Raw genomic sequence first — 18856 nt, forward strand, 5'->3', positions numbered from 1 at the left:
CTTTTTTTAATGTAGAATTTGAAAAGGAGTATTTGAATAAAGAAATCATTACAAAAATCAAAAAGAGAGAAGTACGAGCAAAATTTTTAAGATTATCTACCTATTAGTAGATAGAAATTTATATCTTTGCGTTATGGAAACAAAAGAAATGACCACCACACGCCCCGCGTGGGCCTATACGCTGCCGGCAGCACTGCTGCTGATGGCTCCTTTCGACATCCTCGCTTCACTGGCGATGGATATTTATCTCCCTGTCGTTCCAGCGATGCCCGGCATCCTGAACACGACGCCCGCTATGATCCAACTCACGTTGAGCCTCTATATGGTGATGCTCGGCGTGGGCCAGGTGATTTTTGGTCCGCTCTCAGACAGAATCGGGCGACGGCCAATTCTACTTGCGGGCGCAACGGCTTTCGTCATTGCGTCTCTGGGAGCAGCTTGGTCTTCAACTGCACCGGCCTTTGTCGCTTTCCGTCTACTTCAAGCAGTGGGCGCGTCGGCCATGCTGGTGGCGACGTTCGCGACGGTTCGCGACGTTTATGCCAACCGTCCTGAGGGTGTCGTCATCTACGGCCTTTTCAGTTCGATGCTGGCGTTCGTGCCTGCGCTCGGCCCTATCGCCGGAGCATTGATCGGCGAGTTCTTGGGATGGCAGGCGATATTCATTACTTTGGCTATACTGGCGATGCTCGCACTCCTAAATGCGGGTTTCAGGTGGCACGAAACCCGCCCTCTGGATCAAGTCAAGACGCGCCGATCTGTCTTGCCGATCTTCGCGAGTCCGGCTTTTTGGGTTTACACTGTCGGCTTTAGCGCCGGTATGGGCACCTTCTTCGTCTTCTTCTCGACGGCTCCCCGTGTGCTCATAGGCCAAGCGGAATATTCCGAGATCGGATTCAGCTTTGCCTTCGCCACTGTCGGGCTTGTAATGATCGTGACAACCCGTTTCGCGAAGTCCTTTGTCGCCAGATGGGGCATCGCAGGATGCGTGGCGCGTGGGATGGCGTTGCTTGTTTGCGGAGCGGTCCTGTTGGGGATCGGCGAACTTTACGGCTCGCCGTCATTCCTCACCTTCATCCTACCGATGTGGGTTGTCGCGGTCGGTATTGTCTTCACGGTGTCCGTTACCGCGAACGGCGCTTTGGCAGAGTTCGACGACATCGCGGGATCAGCGGTCGCGTTCTACTTCTGCGTTCAAAGCCTGATAGTCAGCATTGTCGGGACATTGGCGGTGGCACTTTTAAAAGGTGACACAGCGTGGCCCGTGATCTGTTACGCCACGGCGATGGCGGTACTGGTTTCGTTGGGGCTGGTGCTCCTTCGGCTCCGTGGGGCTGCCACCGAGAAGTCGCCAGTCGTCTAACCGACGACTGGTAGCAGGCCCGCTCCGATGCGGCGCACTAACCATCGAAACCTCGTGAATGTCGGTATCCTGTCTGGCAGGATACCGCTCATTTCCCTTGTTCAGTTCATCGCCGTCGCCGAGCATCTGAATTTTCGGCATGCGGCCAAGGCACTTGGTATCAGCCAGTCGAGCGTCAGCGCGCGTGTGAAAGCGCTGGAGGATAACCTTGGTGTCCTGCTATTTGAGCGCCATGCGCGGGGCGTTCGGCTAACAGACGCAGGCAGGCACTTCATGGAGCGTGTCACGGCGGGTGTCGATCAACTCGATCACGCAGTGAAGACCGCGGAGTGACGGGCACTGGCTGGCAATGTCTAGCAACGGCAGGCATTTCGGCTGAGGGTAAAAGAACTTTCCGCTAAGCGATAGACTGTATGTAAACACAGTATTGCAAGGACGCGGAACATGCCTCATGTGGCGGCCAGGACGGCCAGCCGGGATCGGGATACTGGTCGTTACCAGAGCCACCGACCCGAGCAAACCCTTCTCTATCAGATCGTTGACGAGTATTACCCGGCATTCGCTGCGCTTATGGCAGAGCAGGGAAAGGAATTGCCGGGCTATGTGCAACGGGAATTTGAAGAATTTCTCCAATGCGGGCGGCTGGAGCATGGCTTTCTACGGGTTCGCTGCGAGTCTTGCCACGCCGAGCACCTGGTCGCTTTCAGCTGTAAGCGTCGCGGTTTCTGCCCGAGCTGTGGGGCGCGGCGGATGGCCGAAAGTGCCGCCTTGCTGGTTGATGAAGTACTGCCTGAACAACCCATGCGTCAGTGGGTGTTGAGCTTCCCGTTTCAGCTGCGTTTCCTGTTTGCCAGCCGGCCCGAGATCATGGGGTGGGTGCTGGGCATCGTTTACCGCGTCATTGCCACGCACCTGGTCAAGAAAGCGGGCCATACCCACCAAGTGGCCAAGACGGGCGCGGTCACCCTGATCCAGCGTTTTGGATCGGCGCTCAATCTGAATGTTCACTTCCACATGCTGTTTCTCGACGGTGTGTATGTCGAGCAATCCCACGGCTCAGCGCGTTTCCGCTGGGTCAAGGCGCCGACCAGCCCAGAGCTCACCCAGCTGACGCACACCATCGCCCACCGGGTGGGTCGCTATCTGGAACGGCAAGGCCTGCTGGAACGGGATGTCGAAAACAGCTATCTGGCCTCGGATGCGGTGGATGACGACCCGATGACACCCCTGCTGGGGCACTCGATCACTTACCGTATCGCTGTCGGTTCACAGGCGGGGCGAAAGGTGTTCACTTTGCAAACTCTGCCGACCAGTGGTGATCCGTTCGGTGACGGGATTGGCAAGGTAGCCGGGTCCAGCCTGCACGCCGGCGTGGCGGCCAGGGCCGATGAACGCAAGAAGCTCGAACGGCTGTGCCGGTACATCAGCCGCCCGGCGGTATCCGAGAAGCGGCTGTCGTTAACACGAGGCGGCAACGTGCGCTACCAGCTCAAGACGCCGTACCGGGACGGCACCACGCACGTCATTTTCGAACCATTGGATTTCATTGCAAGGCTGGCCGCCCTGGTACCGAAGCCCAGAGTCAACCTAACCCGCTTCCACGGGGTGTTCGCACCCAACAGTCGGCACCGGGCGTTGGTCACGCCGGCAAAACGGGGCAGGGGCAACAAGGTCAGGGTGGCTGATGAACCGGCAACACCAGCACAACGGCGAGCGTCGATGACATGGGCGCAACGGCTCAAGCGTGTTTTCAATATCGACATCGAGACCTGCAGCGGCTGCGGCGGCGCCATGAAAGTCATCGCCTGCATTGAAGACCCTATAGTGATCAAGCAGATCCTTGATCACCTGAAGCACAAAGCCGAAACCAGCGGGACCAGGGCGTTACCCGAAAGCCGGGCGCCACCGGCTGAGCTGCTCCTGGGTCTGTTTGACTGACGAGCCTGAAGGCCAACGATACCAATCAAAATGCTGCGTTCACAGCGCCGCGGCAGGGATCCGCCGTGCTGGTTGTCGGAAAAGGAGCCGCTAGTGGGAAAGAGGAGGGTAAATTTTCAGCGTTGCTGGCTCCCCGTCAGCCGGATTGGGTTGCATCGCAGGGGTGTCGAAAGAGTCAACTGCGGTCCAAAGCTGTTGGACTTGGGTGAAAAGGGCGTTTATTCTTCCTATACGTGATAATAACAGGCGGTTCGGAAGCGCCTATTAACGAAAGTGCCGTTGGTGGTTTCAACGCGTCAAAAGCATTGTCAACCTTAAATGAAAATCCGCAAATGGCATCACGTCCTTTTGACATCAACAGAGACGGTTTTGTTATGGGCGAGGGAGCAGGTGCAATTATTTTGGAAAACTATGAACACGCTATAAAACGAAATGCTCCGATTATTGCCGAGATTGCTGGCGGTGGCATGGCTTCAGACGCATATCATTTAACTGGTACGCACCCAGAGGGAGAAGGGGCATATTTAGGTATGGTTTTAGCATTGGAAGACGCAAATATTTCCGCCAATGAAATAGATTATCTGAACACACACGCTACATCAACACCACAAGGCGATATGAGCGAATTAAAAGCAATAGCAAGACTTTTCGGCAGACAAGGCAAATTAAATATTAGTGCGACAAAATCAATGACAGGACATCTGTTAGGTGCTGCGGGGGCTATCGAAGCAATCGCTTGTATTAAAGCTGTTCAGAATAACATTGTTCCGCCAACAATCAATTCGGTAGATATTGAACCTGAATATAGGGATATATTTAACTTGACGTTACACCAATCACAACAACGGCAAGTGAATTACGCAATGAGTAATACTTTTGGTTTTGGCGGACACATTGCCACAAGTATTTTTAAAAAATATGCTGAATAGAGAGTAGGTGCTAACTTCGGTTTGCTCGTGTTGGCGCTAAATCGAAAGTTCAAGTATCCCAACATGTTCCTTCGTATAGAAGTTAAAAGTTGGCAATTATCGTAGAACAACCTACAGACAACACCAATATGTAACCGATAAATAATTACAAAATATGACCGACAGAGTAAACATCATCAATAACTACATCGATGGATACAACCAATTTGATATCAAAAAAATGGTTGCAGACCTTGACGATAATATTGTTTTTGAAAACATTCAAAATAATGATATAAGTTTATCGCTGAAAGGGTTAACAGCGTTTAAACAACAGGCAGAAACAGCAAAAACATACTTTGCAAAGAGAACACAGACAGTTAAATCGTTTAGGCATTTTGACAACAGCACTGAAATAGAAATTGATTATACAGCAATTTTAGCAATTGACTTTCCGAACGGCTTAAAAAAAGGGCAAAAGCTAAAGTTATCAGGAAAATCCGTGTTTGAATTTAAAAAAAACAAAGTGATTAAATTGACAGACATTAGTTGACATTAAAACCAGCGAACAAGAATATGACTTTACTAAAACATAAAAAAATTACAATAATTGGTGCCGGGCCTGTTGGATTAACAATGGCGAGATTGTTACAGCAAAACGGCGTGGACATTACAGTTTACGAGAGAGACAAAGACCAAGATGCAAGGATTTTTGGTGGGACACTTGATCTGCACAGGGATTCGGGACAGGAAGCAATGAAAAGAGCGGGATTGTTACAAACTTATTATGACTTAGCTTTACCAATGGGTGTAAATATTGTTGATGAAAAGGGCAATATTTTAACCACAAAAAATGTAAGACCCGAAAATCGTTTTGACAATCCTGAAATAAACAGAAATGACTTAAGGACTATCCTATTAAATAGTTTACAAAATGATACCGTCATTTGGGATAGAAAACTTGTTACCCTTGAACCTGATAAGGAGAAGTGGATACTAACTTTTGAGGATAAATCGAGTGAAACAGCAGATCTGGTTATTATTGCCAATGGTGGAATGTCTAAAGTAAGAAAATTTGTTACCGACACGGAAGTTGAAGAAACAGGTACTTTCAATATACAGGCCGATATTCATCAACCAGCAGTAAATTGCCCCGGATTTTTTCAGTTATGCAACGGAAACCGGTTAATGGCGGCACACAGAGGCAATTTACTGTTTGCCAATCCGAATAATAATGGTGCTTTGCATTTTGGAATAAGTTTTAAAACACCTGACGACTGGAAAAATAAAACACAAGTAAATTTTCAGGACAGCAATAATATTGTTGATTTTCTCTTGAAAGAATTTTCCGATTGGGATGAACGCTACAAAGAACTGATTCGTTCGACATCATCGTTTGTCGGGTTAGCAACGCGGATATTCCCCTTAGCCAAGCCTTGGAAAAGCAGTCGTCCATTACCCATAACGATGGTTGGCGATGCTGCTCATCTAATGCCTCCGTTTGCAGGGCAGGGTGTAAACAGCGGTTTAGTAGATGCCTTGATATTGTCTGATAATCTGATTGACGGGAAGTTTAATAGTATGGAAGAGGCTATTCAAAATTATGAACAACAAATGTTTGTTTATGGAAGAGAAGCACAGGCAGAATCGACAATAAACGAAACGGAAATGTTTAGTCCCGACTTTTCGTTCCAAAAATTAATGAATCTATAAAACAGAAAGTCAATCTGGGTTTATATTTTAGAATTTTAAAAAACGGTATATCAAGCATTTACATATAATTAAAATTGATATATTCGCTAATCTGAGCGTTATGTGCCACCTAAAAAACAACAACGAACAAAATTTCATATGAGTAAAGGGAAAAACATTTGATTCAAAACAACTACGCTAACATTATGACGTATAGAAAAAAGCCCCTAACACGAATGAATTTAGTAGCAGAAAACATGTATACATCAGGGAAGTGTTTTATTTATTAAAGGACAAAAATTATGATAGCGAAATTACTTTGGGAAATAGGAGCTTCCTTACAGATGCTGATTGGCGTAGCTCACGTATTGGGAACATTGTACTCCCAACTTCTTCATCCAGAAGATAAAAATCTTATTGAAAAAATGAAAAGCACATTGCTCAACGTAGATAAGAAAGCAACACAATGGAACGCTTGGATTTTCTTTAATCTTGCGTTTGGCCTTTGCTTGTTTATGGTCGGTCTTTTTTCTTGTGTTTTAGCTTATGAAGATTTAGAAATCATAAAAGGATTTACGGTTTTGACTTTAGGTATAGTGGTTTGTTCTATGCTCATAACATTTTTTGCGCAGAGGCTGGCAATTAGAAAAGTTAGAACAGTATTTGTAATAGTTACAGTTTTATATTTAGTCAGCATATTGCTAAATCAATGAAAAAACTGCCACAAAAAATGAGAAAAAAACCATTTGCAATATCTATTATTTAATTGATAATAAACCATTTATATGAACAAACAAACAGAAACAGCAGCGAAAATAATTAACGCAAATAATATTCAGCTTTGCACGGAAAGTTTTGGTAGCATAAAAAATCCTACAATTTTATTAGTTGCAGGAGCCACTGTATCTATGCTGTTTTGGGACGAGGAGTTTTGCCAAAAATTGGCAGAAAAAGGATTTTTTGTTATTCGTTACGATAACAGAGACGTCGGAAAATCCACGAATTACGAACCGGGTTCAACCCCCTATGATATTGTTGATTTAGTCGATGATGCCATATCGATTTTGGACGGCTATCATATAGATAAGGCTAATTTCGTAGGGATGTCATTAGGCGGACTAATAACGCAAATCGCTTCTGTCAAATATGCAAACAGGGTTGATTCAATAACACTTATCTCATCAGGACCTTGGGGTGACTCAGACCCGACAATTCCTGAAATGGATACACGTATTCTAGATTTTCACGGAAAAGCTGAAACCGTAGATTGGACTGATGAAGACAGTGTAGCAACCTATTTAATTCAAGGTGCTGAATTGATGAGCGGCAGGAAACAATTTGACAAACAAAGAAGTGAAAAACTGATTAGAGCCGAATTTAAAAGAGCTAATAACTATATAAGTATGTTCAATCATGCGGCACTGCAAGGTGGTGAAGAATACTGGAACAGATTGAGCGAAATCAATCAACCAACCTTAATTGTACACGGAACGGACGATAAAATATGGCATTTTAAGAATTCAGCAGTTTTACTTGAAAAGATAAACGGCTCAAAACTAATAACGCTTGATGGAACCGGACACGAACTACATTTCGAAGATTGGAATAAAATTATTGATGGAATAACGCAACATACAACAAATAACAAAAGAATGAACAAATAGGGTATTATGTATTTCCAAATCAACGGTTTAGAGATTGAAGCTAATATCAATGTGTTCTTTGAATAACATCTTTTGGTGTTTTTTAATAATCATACTACGCAATTTTCTTTTATAAAAGGAAATATTGTAAACTAAATACGAAATGGTATCTTCATTAAATCATATCATCTCGGAGATACAGCGAAAAGAAAATGCTATTTCGCTGTCTGCATCTAATGAAATTGATGAAGCATATCAAACGACGATATACCTGCAAGAATACTTATGGTCAATAAGAGAGGATATTACCCAGCAGGGCTTTAAAAACCATTGGGAGGAAATCAATTTCTTTCGCAACATTAAGCCATACATTCTCTCCAAACTCATTTACCACAATAAAATATTTCGCATACAGACAGCTTGTCCTGTTGATGGAGGAAAGATGTACGCAAGTTATTTTTCAGAACAATTAAGGGAATTAAAACAGGAATACAGGGAGCATATCTATAATTCCGATTTTTACAGATATTACCGTTCAGGAAGAACAGACCGTGATGAAACTTACTTTAGGTTGGGCAACATTAATTTCCACGATGGACTGAATAGCTTCGTCTTTGAAATTGACCCTCTGTTTTCAACCTACTATGATTACAAAGTGGCTCGGATAATAGCAAATGAGCTACTCTATACCTACATACTCCAAAAAATCAATAATGATGAAATAGCAGGCTCTCTTTCTGCAAGGGATATTTCATCCGATGGTATTCTTTGGACGGACAGTAAAAATGCCTTGATAGAACTGATTTATGCTCTGTATGCGAACGGCTCTCTTTCATACGGTAAAGTAGGAATACGAAAAATCAGTTTGGTTTTAGAAAAACTGTTTCAGATTACCTTAGGGGATTTACATAATGCTTTCCATCGAATGAAATATCGTGCCAATTCACGAACCGCATTTTTAGACCAACTGAAATCTTCTTTGGAGGAATATATGGACAAGGATTTATAGAGTTATCAAAACAAACAAAAAGGGAAGCAAAGATAATGGATAACGATAACTGCGCACGCATAATGGCTTCGCCACCCTTCGGGACTTACAGTGCTTCGTTATCTTATATCCGTTAGCATAAAGGCTTTCTTTTTTTTCTGTTTTTTTCTTTTGGAATGAATTTTAGTTTTTAATATTCCATAGCAGTAACTTCCGCACTTAGGGAGGTTAGCCTTTCTAAATCCTCAAGAAAATGTTTCGAGATTTGTTCGGTTTCGGCTACTAAAAACGCATCAAACCTCGATTGTAATTTCGAGGTTTTTTTATGTTCGGTTAGGAACGAATTTTGCAACTTGTATTTAGATTTAAGACCTAAACGCGAGGACTGAAAGGTTCTGTTTTATTTACTTCTAAAAATAGTCAGACTACAGCATCATCAATTTTTTTCTTATTTCTTAACGCTAGCAAACCAATCACAGGTCCTATTGCTAAACACAAATAGATAGTGTTAGAATTGGTGTATGTACTCAAAGTACTAATCAATTGAATACTAAAAATAGTAACAATAAATCCAAGACAATTTATAATAGTCAGCGCTGTACCTTTTATTTCAGCCGCCGCATTTTCAGCAATCAAAGTAGACAAAAGCGGTGAGTCGGCCACGACCATAATACCCCAAAAGAGTAAAAAGGCAATAAATAAGTTTGATGATTCCAATTGGAAACCAAAGGGCGATAGTATGCAGCACATACAAGACAAAAATAATGCGGTAAAGGCAATTTTTCTTGTTCCATATTTATGAGAAAGATAGCCACTCAATACGCAGCCTAATCCGCCAATACCAATGATTAAAAAAGATAGGATAGGGATGTTAAAACTGACCTGGGGATGTAAGGTAGTATAAGTTTGTAATAATAGCGGTGTAAACGCCCAGAAAGCATAAAGCTCCCACATGTGACCAAAATAACCAAAAGCAGCGGAACGCAATTCCTTAATTTTGAATAAGGTGGCAAACACTTTTGTGTCTACGCCCTGACTTTGTTTTCGATAGGGACCATCAGGAACTAAAATAAGCATGATGACGCCACCAAAAGTAGCTAGTGCAGAGGTGCATAAAAGTACGTATTTCCAGGGAAGCCAATCAGTGAAACTTTTTAGCAAATGTGGGAAAGCAGTCCCAATAACTAAGGCTCCCACTAAAAATCCTAAGGATTTTCCTAAGCCTTTATTAAAATAATCTGCTGCAATTTTCATTCCTACTGGATAGATTCCTGCGAGGAAAAATCCAGTTAAGAACCGAATCACGAGCATACTCGGCAAGGTATTCCCATCCCATATAAGGGCTAAATTGCATGCAGCACCTAATAAGGCGCTCATAAGAAAAACTTTTGAAGGTGAGAATCGATCTGCAATTGCTAAAATCGCATACAGCAATGTTCCTAAGATAAAACCAAACTGTACTGATGAAGTTAAATTTCCAATTGCCGATTCCTCTAAACCAAAATTTTGCACTAGATCTGACATTACCGCATTGCTAGCAAACCATAATGAAGTACAGCAAAATTGAGCCAAGACAATAATGGGTAGAATATGTTTTTTTACTTCAGACATTTACTTGAGAACTTATTTTTTTATTTGTGGTATGGCTAGCTTCTATTTAAAAAACCGAACATGTTTATCATTAATAGCGTCAAAACGCAACATTTTGTAATCCAAAATATAATTTTGGTACATGCGCCAAGGAGCTTTGTTTCCTTGACTAGGTAACGTTTTAGCAGCTCTAATAATATAACCGGAGTTGAGGTTGAGTAATGGAACGGGTTGTAAGTTTGATTCTATTACTTGAGATTGTACTGCTTTGTAATTCTTTTTGTCTAAATAGTTCAGCATTCGAGAAATATATTCGCTCGTTAAATCGCTTTTTAGTGTCCAAGAAGCATTGGTATACCCAACAAAAATAAAGAAGTTAGGCAAATCATTTAGCATTAATCCTTTATATACAAAGGATTTCGAAACGTCAAATGGTTGCGAGTCGATTTGAAATTGTACACCTCCAAAAGCAACTAGATCGAGTCCTGTGGCAGTAATAATAATGTCAGCGTCTAAGGTTTGTCCAGATTTCAAAACTATTCCGTTGGGTACGAATCGATCGATATGATCGGTAACCACAGCTGCTTTTCCTTTTCGGATGGCTTTAAAAAAATCACCATTTGGAGCAATACAAAAACGTTGTTCCCATGGATTATAGTTTGGAATAAAATGTGGATCAACAGGAAAGTCTCCTAATCCTTTTTTTGCCCCGTTGATGATGAAATTTTTCATCTTCTCTGGATAATACTTGCAGAGATTGTAAAACACAATGGTGTACAAGATATTTTTGCACCTAATTAATCGGTAAGCTATTTTCCGCGGAAACAGCCGCTTTAATTTCGCCGCCATTTTATCATGATTGGGTAAGGCCGCGATATAAGTTGGAGAACGCTGTAGCATAGTAACCTGTTCTGCATCGGCGGCTAGTTCGGGAACAATAGTGACCGCAGTTGCACCGCTACCAATAATCACAATTTTTTTATTGGCGACAGCCAAATCTTTAGGCCATTGTTGCGGATGAATTATCGGGCCTTGAAAAAGTGATTCGTCTTTGAATTCTGGTCGATAACCTTTGGTGTAATTGTAATAGCCACTGCAACTAAAGATAAACTGGCAAGTATAAATAGTCTCTTCAGCAGTGACTGGGTTTGCGGCCGTAATGGTCCACAGTTTAGTCTGACTGTCAAAATTAAAAGTCACCGCCTTTTGTTGGTACAAAATATGATCTCTAACCTTGTATTCATCAGCGGCTTCATTAATGTATTTTAGTATAGAAGGTCCATCAGCAAATGATTTTTGGTCTTCCCAAGTTTTAAAGGAATAGCCAAAAGTATACATATCGGAATCTGATCGAATTCCTGGATATTGAAATAAACTCCAAGTTCCTCCAACCTCAGTACGTGCCTCGAGGATAAGATAGGTCTTGTTTGGGTTTTTTCTAGACAAATGGCAAGCTGCACCAATTCCTGATAATCCTGCGCCAATAATTATAATATCCCTATGATTGGAATTCATTTTGTGTTTTTTGAAAATAATGCTCGTGCAAAATACAAATAGATAGCATAAAAAGCACCATTATAATTTTACTAATAATGGTGCTTGAAATTGACTTTGCTTTTGTGCAATAAAACCAGCTAAAATTCTAAAGTAGCAATCAAGTTGTTGTTTTACATGCTTTTGATAAATTCTAAAAATATTTTTTTATGTAAATCCAAATCTAAGTCTGGTGAAAGTGAGGCGCGTACAATATAATCTTTGTCTCCTTCTTTAGTTGTTCCCTGCGTAGAAGTTGCTGGAATAGTCCAATAACATCCTTTTAGCTGGCCATAGCTGACGCAGAATTTACTCTCGTTAGGAATTTTAGTGATCATTAAGTTGATTAACTTCAGATTCAGTTCTCGCTTGTGAGATTCTTTCTCCTCTGGAGTATTTCCTTTTGTCGGCAGGTCTATAGAAAAAACAGAAGGTGTGAATCCTTGGCTGGCTAGTTCTTCAGACACAAAGTTAATTTTGGCATCTGGCAATTCCTTTGTAATAAAATTGACAAATTCGCGCGTGTTTGTATACGCATGAGCAATTCTTTGGTTCATAGATGGTAACTGCTTCGCCAATATAGCATATTGCAGGTCAGTTGCCTCGTTGTCACATAGCGCTAAATGCAACGCTATCTTTTCCATTAAAGCGATTGTTTTTTCATTTCCAACACAATAGCCAGCAGTACATTTTCCGCCGCTTGGGAATTTAGATCCACTAGCAAACGAAATGGTTCTTACGGCTGCAAGTATGTCTTCTTTTCCAAGAAAGTGAACGTTAGGACAAAACGTTTGGTCCAATATAAAAACAGGATCAATCGCTTTTGTGCCAGTTGCCGTTGTGCGTTCTTGAGTTAAAGCATTTTTAAGATCGATAAGGTTGGGAACTTCAACTCTTGGATTGGTTGGAATCTCAGCAATGATATAAGGCACCGCGTCTTCTAATGCGATTTGAGTTAATACGCTATCAATACTTTGTACCATATCATTATCGCCATCAACAAGTAAGTCCACAATTGAAACATTATCAAGTGCTTCAGCAACGCGTCTTGCTTGATCGTTTGTGCCTCCGTAGCAGTTAGGCGGTACAACGATTTTTATAGCTTTGTTTGGGTGATTCACGGCGGCATCATGAATCAGTCCCATCATAATAGCATACTGAATAGATAATCCGCTTGATGCCACAAGTGGTTCAATATTAGTATTTGTTATTTTTTTAATTTCGGCCAAAACTGCTTTCTTATCTGTTGTTACAGTGCTTTCTGTTGGTGCAATAGCTTTTTGCGAAGCAAGAGATTGCAGGGCGATTAAGGAATCAGCAGGCGTCATGGCCACCGTTTCTCTGCGGCGTACATGCTGAATTGCAGCAACATAACTCTCGTTCTTCGCTCCATTAACTACTAGAATACTTCCTAGTTCTCCATAAAGACTGATGTGAAAATCGACAGTAGCTGGAATAGCAATTTTGCCAAGATTATCTTCATTAGTGATCAATATAGTGGTGTTAGTCGAAGACGGAATCAAACTACTATCTGCTATTTGTTTTAATTCAAATTGATAACCGTAAATGTTTTTAACGATTTCAGTTTTAAAACAATTAGGCAATTCTCCTATGTGATAAATGCTAGTTGATTTATGGTCTAAGCTGTTTTTACGTAAAACCGCTAGGATGGGAGTAGTCTTTGAAGCAAAACTAATTACATTATCAGACTTCAAGTGGTTTATCTTAGCGATAGCCCATTCTAATACGCAAGACAAAGGATGCCCTAGTCTAATGTAGTCATAGGCAGTTGGCAGATTATCTAAAGCTTCAGTAGTGGCCTTGTTTGAGTTGTATAACGCTTCGAACTGGGCTAAGAACTGTGTTTTGGCAAGTTTTTCCTCGTAAATATCCAACCTATGCGTAGTGGTGGTGAGCCAACCGGTAGGCATATTGGTAAGTACTTGTTGTATATAAGGGTGTATTAAATTGTCGTTCATGATTGAATTTTTAAATCGGGTGCAATTTACGTTAATTAGATTTATTTAAAGAATGATGCGTTCATTTGTTGCTTTGGTAGGGAATGAATCGTATTCCTAAAAAATGATATTCTGAGATCAAGAAGGAGCGCAATGCTTACATTAATCTTTTTTGTCTTGTTGTTCGGATTGATTTTGTTTTTGGTGCGGTAAGCTGTCGCCTACATTCATTCCGGAGGCCATTCCTATCATAAAAGCAGTCAGAATTAGTATAATTTTTCTTTTAGCCCAAAGAATAGGTTGCGTCGATTGCTCTAAACGCGATTGTTTTTTTTGTTTATACATGGTGTAAATGATACATGGTTATACATTGTAAATCATGAGTATGCAGGATGATGCATAAATGCGTAGAAGTAATTTCTAAGCTACGTATAAACTAGGGTGTGCGCTGCGAGCGGTAATGGTCTCGTTTAAGAATAGAATTTTGGCAACAATTGAAATAATTTTTTGATACAGTTGGGTTCTGGTTTTTAGGGTGTCCAGAACGCTAAGGCTGTAGCTAATTGCAAATTTAAGGTATGTTATCGGAATCGAAATTACAGATTGTACCGTTGAAATTTGCGTGAAATGGACTGTTTTTGCGCGAGTCGTCTTTGTGTCGCTACTTACAATTGCATTTGAAAATTGGTAATATTCAACCGAATTAATTGAATAAACTAAAGCACTATCGTTCACCATCAAGCCAAAAGCAAGAAAGAGCGCAATAAGATATTTTAGTTGTTTGATCAATTGACAGGTTTTTAATTTGAAACAAATGTAAGTATTTTATTTAATTGCATTATTTTTTTGGGGAAAGCCAATAATCCAAAGATAGGGTCAATAGCTAAACAAGAGAAAATCAAACTGCTACAGGTGAGCAAATGCAACGAACTGATTAGTTGTGTACGAACTATGGTTATGGCAAAGCCAATACTGTTTAATATAGTAAGTGTGGTTCCTTTTATTCTTGGCGGTAGTATTTTGAGTATATAAGGGAGATAGCAATGCGGGAATCAGCAACTACGTCCCTGCTCCATAATAGTAAGGATACAATAAATAAAGATGCTGAGGGCTGAGTAAATAACAGCGGACAGACTAAGGGAGACTAAGAAGAGAACAACAAAGCAATGGTAATTGTTTTTTTATTTGCAAAGCTTTCCAACAAATAACCACTGATAACTCAAACGAGTCTACTGGTAACTATGCTAGTAAAAGATACAATAGGAATGCTGAATTCCACCTCCGGATTTAAACTAATGTAGGCTTTAAGGTTCCATGGTATAAAAGCGCAAAAAGAGTAGAGTTCCCTACTTTTTTTGTAGCAAAGTTGATCGTTTGAATTAATACAAACGAGTCAATATATGGATTACAACAAAATTTATTCGTTACTTGAGTTAGAATTTAATATGCCTAAAGAGGTGGTTCGTTAGTACAAAAAACCAAAAATTAATGAACGAAGGCTTTCCTTTGATATCCTCGATTGTAATTACTTCATTATCTGTTATGTCTTAAGAGGAATAATTTCAAAGGCCTGTCTTAATTATAGTTTGTAGCAACTAAAATATAAAATGATTTTAGTTGATTATAAATGGTATATAGCCAGCAGTTTGGTACTTAGTTATTGCCACTTTTGCTGCTTCTGAAACGAATATGTCATTATACAAGTCAGTTGTGTTAGTGTCGCTAAATACCATGGTTTGTCCGCAAAGAATAAATTGCACGCCAACCTTTTGCATTTGATCAATTAGGGAGGCATTGGGGTTAGAGGAATTGAATTTTTTTTGATAAATAGTATTGTTTAAAATTGATAAATAAGCCCCTGAGTGGACTATTACGACAGCCTTTAGATTTTTTGGCAAAATTCCGCTAGCGGCATGTAAATTTAAAATTCGTGCAATCTCCTCTAATCCTTCATTGGGTTTGTCAGACAAGCCTTTGGTTGTTCCGTTCTGCGTAAAATCAAAAAGTAATTTGTACACTTTATTTGCTTCGGGTTTGTCGGTTATATTTTTCACTGGTAAAACTCCTGTCCACTTTGTTCCTTTTATTAAGGGGTATTCTAAAACGGGAATAAAAGGATCTATCTTGGCTGCTTTACTCTCACGCGCTGATGTTTGTGCATTTAAGAACGTAGAGGATAGCACAACGAAAAGAATTAATAGGTTGTTTTTTATGAAATTCATGATAGATAGTTTAAGTTTATAATAGAATTAAATAGTAATAAGGTGATTTAAATTTTCAACGCTAAGATAGTTTTTTTTTAAAGAAAAATAGTTGTTGTAAAGGCAGTAGCGACTTCTGTATATAAACACGTCCTAGAGGTAAAGCATTGGATTTCTGTAGATTTTAAATAGTACGACTGATAGCCGCTACTAAATCTCGATTCCACTCGTTTTGACAAGAACTGCATATGTTAATAGAGCAGTTTTTGTTTTTATAAATAGTTCTTGGCTAACTCAAAGGTCATTGCGAGGTACGAAGCAATCGCAGCTAGTAAACGCTTTAAAATTGATTTTTATTTGTTGCATCTTAGACACGGGTTCCAAAACTAAATAATTTGTATTGCATGATAACTTAAAATTTTTTCAATTCTAAGTCAAATGAATAAGTTTTTTTAAATGATGATCTTAGAGCAATTAAAAACAGGAATGGGATAAGTATAGAATATGTAAGTTCTTTACTCTTGAAAATAGTTAAATAGGCAATCCCTAAAGCATAGGTTAGTACAAACCCTATTGTCAAACCTTTTATTACTTTATGATTTTTAAATTCTGAATTGTTTTCTTTCCAATTTTCTATTATCTCGATAGGATGTATTAAGTTTTCATTGGTGATATTCAAATCGAGTACTTTTTCGAAAGTTTTACTTTTTACTGCTAATTTATTTGAGCCTGTATTTGCTTGCAAAGCAATTTGGAGATTTTTGCAGTCAAGATTCCCAACTGATTCTCCGTTCAAAAACAATTCATGTCTTCGATTCCAAAAGGAAGCTTTACTTCCAATTCTTATTTTTCCTTTCATTGCTAGATGAGGTTAAAAGGGTTTGGGTATTGTAGGATTGCTTTGTTTCTTGCTATGACTTTTTTAGATGATCATATTGTTACTGCGAGGAACAAGGTAATCTTGCATCAATTCTTTGTCATTTTAGATAAATAGAAAAAACTTGCCTGTCATGTCTACAGTAAATTTATCAATTGCTTTTCTGTAAATTGGTTACTGTTTACAATTGATTAGTATCTAGTTTCAAACTATTTATTGTTATTTCTTTAAGCAAAGTAAGTATTATTTTGCCCCGTTTTACCGATGTTTCTTTTAATAACTGTTTGCCTTATTTCAAGTAGAATAATTTTTATTTAATTATTTGCCAACTACTAATCATAAACGGTGATTATTGTCTTTTGTGAGTCTATCCAATGCAGTAATTAATCTTACACATTATTAATTTTTATACCGCACAATTCATCCATTTCTAATAGTTACTCCTGAATTCAACCCAAGTCTCGCGTGAAGGATGGAAGTGAAAATCCTTTTATGCAGCTTAGCAAATAAAAGATTGTAACGTACAGCCTGACCCGCCGTAGAGAAACGAAGGTGGGACACGCCCAAAAGCCTCTGAAATACGAGTTGATTTTCGGGCTTGAATTAGGCGCAAATTTCTAGTGAAGGTTCAGTCTTAAAAAGCTTGGTTGGCTTCGAAAAATTTTATAATTTTGCCATCCGAAATTATAATGTAAATTAAAGAAGAAGATGGATATTAAAAGAGTAGCAATAGACGCTGTAAACGAGACGATTGTAATGACAGTGGTTCACATGGATTACAAAGGTCAAGTAGCAAAAAGAATAAACGAAAAAATGCCATTGGCAACTGTAAAAGGATTTAGAAAAGGACAAGTTCCTAAAGATCTTGTTGCAAAACAATACGGTCGTGGTATTAAAGAAGAAGAAGTTAAAAAAGTAGTTGATCTAGCATTAGAGCGTTTCATTCAGTCTGAAAGATTAAATCTTTTAGGTACTCCGCTTCCTAAAGTAAACGAAAACTTTGATTGGGATGCTGAAGAATTGACTTTTGAGTACGAAATTGGATTGGTTCCTGACTTTACATTAGACCTAGAGGCTAAAAATGATATCGTGAAATATGTTGTTACTGCTGATGATAAATTAATCGACGGTCAAGTAGAGCGTATCCAAAAACAATTTGGAACTGCAATTCCACAAGAAGTGGTTGCTGCAGATTCTGATGTTACTGGAACTTTTGCAAACGAAGAAAAAGGAATTAACAACGCAACTACTATCGCTGCTGATCTTTTTAAAGACAAAGCGACTTTTGATATATTCATTGGTAAAAAAGTAGGTGACGTCGTTACTGTAAATACTAAAGGTTTATTTGAAGACGACCACCAATTGATGGACGTTATGAAAGTTGCTCATGATGATGTGCATGGTTTAGAAGTTGATGTGACTTTTACAATCGAAGCGATCAACACGGCTGAATTAGCTGAATTAAACCAAGAATTGTTTGATAAATTGTTTGGTGCAGGAAATGTAGCTACACTAGACGAATTGAAAGCAAAAATTAAAGAGGATGCTGAAGCGCAATTTGCAACGCAAGCAGACCAAAAGTTATTAGCTGATGTTACTGATTTCTTGATCGAAAGCACAAAATTTGATTTGCCAGCTGAGTTCTTGAAAAAATGGTTGCAAACAGTAGGAGAGAAAAAATTATCTCCTGAAGAAGCTGAGGTTGAGTATGCACGTTCTGAGAAAGGATTGCGTTTTCAATTGATCGAAGGTAGAGCTATGGCGCAGTCTGACATCAAAATCACTTTTGAAGACCTAAAAACGTTTACTACAAAAAACATCCGTCAGCAAATGGCACAATTCGGACAAACAAATCCTACGGACGAAGAAGTTCAAGGAATTGTTGCGAGAGTTTTGTCTAACCAAGACGAAGTAAAAAGACTTTCTGATCAAGTAGTTGCTGAGAAATTATTGGAAGTGTTTAAAGAAAAAGCAAACCCAACAACTAAAGAAGTTACTTACGATGAATTTATCGCTGCGTCTTACGGAGAATAAATTTAGTCTTTCAAGTGCTAAAGTCGAAAGTCAAAAGTCCCACAACGGTCTTAGATTAGTAAAATTTTATGATTTGATTACAAAGACGAAATAATAAAAAATAAGTATATTTGAGCGTCAAAAGAATTTTT

16 protein-coding genes and 1 pseudogene are annotated in these 18856 nt (G+C 39.9%); 10 read left to right on the plus strand and 7 right to left on the minus strand.

The features are described 5' to 3' along the window. The first annotated feature begins 148 nt into the window (after positions 1–148). The 9 genes and pseudogenes from floR to H8R22_RS04940 all read left to right on the plus strand — a co-directional run bounded on the left by floR (position 149) and on the right by H8R22_RS04940 (position 8553). Entirely contained in the window at positions 149–1363 is a 1215-nt protein-coding gene (gene floR, locus H8R22_RS04895; RefSeq protein WP_187009575.1) for a chloramphenicol/florfenicol efflux MFS transporter FloR, read from the plus strand. Positions 1364–1417: 54 nt separating this feature from the next. Further along, complete coding sequence (locus H8R22_RS04900; RefSeq protein WP_001100557.1) at positions 1418–1696, plus strand: LysR family transcriptional regulator; 279 nt, start codon at positions 1418–1420, stop codon at positions 1694–1696. 111 nt (positions 1697–1807) lie between these two features. Further along, positions 1808–3301 (plus strand): IS91-like element ISCR2 family transposase, encoded by a 1494-nt coding sequence (locus tag H8R22_RS04905; protein ID WP_001120888.1) that lies wholly within the window; start codon positions 1808–1810, stop codon positions 3299–3301. A 233-nt stretch (positions 3302–3534) separates the two neighbouring features. Continuing rightward, positions 3535–4230 (plus strand): annotated as a pseudogene (locus H8R22_RS04915) (beta-ketoacyl-[acyl-carrier-protein] synthase family protein); the annotation flags it as partial. 154 nt (positions 4231–4384) lie between these two features. Continuing rightward, positions 4385–4762, plus strand: coding sequence for a hypothetical protein (locus H8R22_RS04920; RefSeq protein ID WP_044502095.1), 378 nt, complete (start codon positions 4385–4387; stop codon positions 4760–4762). A 23-nt stretch (positions 4763–4785) separates the two neighbouring features. Then, the gene (gene tet(X), locus H8R22_RS04925) at positions 4786–5922 is read left to right on the plus strand and encodes a tetracycline-inactivating monooxygenase Tet(X) (protein ID WP_394368128.1); all 1137 of its coding nucleotides are present in this window, start codon (positions 4786–4788) and stop codon (positions 5920–5922) included. A 281-nt stretch (positions 5923–6203) separates the two neighbouring features. Further along, the gene (locus H8R22_RS04930) at positions 6204–6614 is read left to right on the plus strand and encodes an LIC_13387 family protein (RefSeq protein WP_187008662.1); all 411 of its coding nucleotides are present in this window, start codon (positions 6204–6206) and stop codon (positions 6612–6614) included. 72 nt (positions 6615–6686) lie between these two features. Beyond that, positions 6687–7565, plus strand: coding sequence for a macrolide hydrolase EstT (gene estT, locus H8R22_RS04935; protein ID WP_187008661.1), 879 nt, complete (start codon positions 6687–6689; stop codon positions 7563–7565). Between the two features lie 142 nt (positions 7566–7707). After that, positions 7708–8553 (plus strand): RteC domain-containing protein, encoded by an 846-nt coding sequence (locus H8R22_RS04940; RefSeq protein ID WP_055131121.1) that lies wholly within the window; start codon positions 7708–7710, stop codon positions 8551–8553. A 399-nt stretch (positions 8554–8952) separates the two neighbouring features. On the opposite strand, the gene H8R22_RS04945 is transcribed toward H8R22_RS04940, so the two are convergent. The 7 genes from H8R22_RS04945 to H8R22_RS04975 form a co-directional block, all read right to left on the minus strand. Next, entirely contained in the window at positions 8953–10143 is a 1191-nt protein-coding gene (locus H8R22_RS04945; protein WP_187008660.1) for an MFS transporter, read from the minus strand. Between the two features lie 42 nt (positions 10144–10185). After that, positions 10186–11637, minus strand: coding sequence for a flavin-containing monooxygenase (locus H8R22_RS04950; protein ID WP_187008659.1), 1452 nt, complete (start codon positions 11635–11637; stop codon positions 10186–10188). A 152-nt stretch (positions 11638–11789) separates the two neighbouring features. Then, on the minus strand, positions 11790–13634 hold the full coding sequence (locus H8R22_RS04955) for a PLP-dependent aminotransferase family protein (RefSeq protein ID WP_187008658.1): 1845 nt from the start codon (positions 13632–13634) through the stop codon (positions 11790–11792). Between the two features lie 141 nt (positions 13635–13775). After that, positions 13776–13958: a hypothetical protein gene (locus tag H8R22_RS04960; protein ID WP_187008657.1), complete on the minus strand. Its 183-nt coding sequence runs from the start codon at positions 13956–13958 to the stop codon at positions 13776–13778. 75 nt (positions 13959–14033) lie between these two features. Beyond that, positions 14034–14402 carry a hypothetical protein gene (locus tag H8R22_RS04965; protein ID WP_187008656.1) on the minus strand — a complete coding sequence of 123 codons (369 nt, stop codon included), beginning with the start codon at positions 14400–14402 and terminating at the stop codon, positions 14034–14036. Between the two features lie 824 nt (positions 14403–15226). Further along, positions 15227–15835 carry a DsrE family protein gene (locus H8R22_RS04970; RefSeq protein WP_187008655.1) on the minus strand — a complete coding sequence of 203 codons (609 nt, stop codon included), beginning with the start codon at positions 15833–15835 and terminating at the stop codon, positions 15227–15229. A 391-nt stretch (positions 15836–16226) separates the two neighbouring features. Beyond that, on the minus strand, positions 16227–16673 hold the full coding sequence (locus tag H8R22_RS04975) for a hypothetical protein (RefSeq protein WP_187008654.1): 447 nt from the start codon (positions 16671–16673) through the stop codon (positions 16227–16229). Positions 16674–17399: 726 nt separating this feature from the next. Between H8R22_RS04975 and H8R22_RS04980 the strand changes: the two genes are divergently transcribed. After that, on the plus strand, positions 17400–18725 hold the full coding sequence (locus H8R22_RS04980) for a trigger factor (protein WP_187008653.1): 1326 nt from the start codon (positions 17400–17402) through the stop codon (positions 18723–18725). Positions 18726–18856: the final 131 nt, after the last annotated feature.

This window comes from Flavobacterium kayseriense, assembly GCF_014305095.1.
In the GTDB taxonomy this organism is placed as follows: domain Bacteria; phylum Bacteroidota; class Bacteroidia; order Flavobacteriales; family Flavobacteriaceae; genus Flavobacterium; species Flavobacterium kayseriense.

Coding starts and splice junctions, on each gene's coding strand:
- floR (WP_187009575.1), top strand. CDS start 149: ATGACCACCACACGCCCCGCGTGGGCCTATACGCTGCCGGCAGCACTG.
- H8R22_RS04905 (WP_001120888.1), top strand. CDS start 1,808: ATGCCTCATGTGGCGGCCAGGACGGCCAGCCGGGATCGGGATACTGGT.
- H8R22_RS04920 (WP_044502095.1), top strand. CDS start 4,385: ATGACCGACAGAGTAAACATCATCAATAACTACATCGATGGATACAAC.
- H8R22_RS04930 (WP_187008662.1), top strand. CDS start 6,204: ATGATAGCGAAATTACTTTGGGAAATAGGAGCTTCCTTACAGATGCTG.
- estT (WP_187008661.1), top strand. CDS start 6,687: ATGAACAAACAAACAGAAACAGCAGCGAAAATAATTAACGCAAATAAT.
- H8R22_RS04940 (WP_055131121.1), top strand. CDS start 7,708: ATGGTATCTTCATTAAATCATATCATCTCGGAGATACAGCGAAAAGAA.
- H8R22_RS04945 (WP_187008660.1), bottom strand. CDS start 10,143: ATGTCTGAAGTAAAAAAACATATTCTACCCATTATTGTCTTGGCTCAA.
- H8R22_RS04950 (WP_187008659.1), bottom strand. CDS start 11,637: ATGAATTCCAATCATAGGGATATTATAATTATTGGCGCAGGATTATCA.
- H8R22_RS04955 (WP_187008658.1), bottom strand. CDS start 13,634: ATGAACGACAATTTAATACACCCTTATATACAACAAGTACTTACCAAT.
- H8R22_RS04960 (WP_187008657.1), bottom strand. CDS start 13,958: ATGTATAAACAAAAAAAACAATCGCGTTTAGAGCAATCGACGCAACCT.
- H8R22_RS04970 (WP_187008655.1), bottom strand. CDS start 15,835: ATGAATTTCATAAAAAACAACCTATTAATTCTTTTCGTTGTGCTATCC.
- H8R22_RS04975 (WP_187008654.1), bottom strand. CDS start 16,673: ATGAAAGGAAAAATAAGAATTGGAAGTAAAGCTTCCTTTTGGAATCGA.
- H8R22_RS04980 (WP_187008653.1), top strand. CDS start 17,400: ATGGATATTAAAAGAGTAGCAATAGACGCTGTAAACGAGACGATTGTA.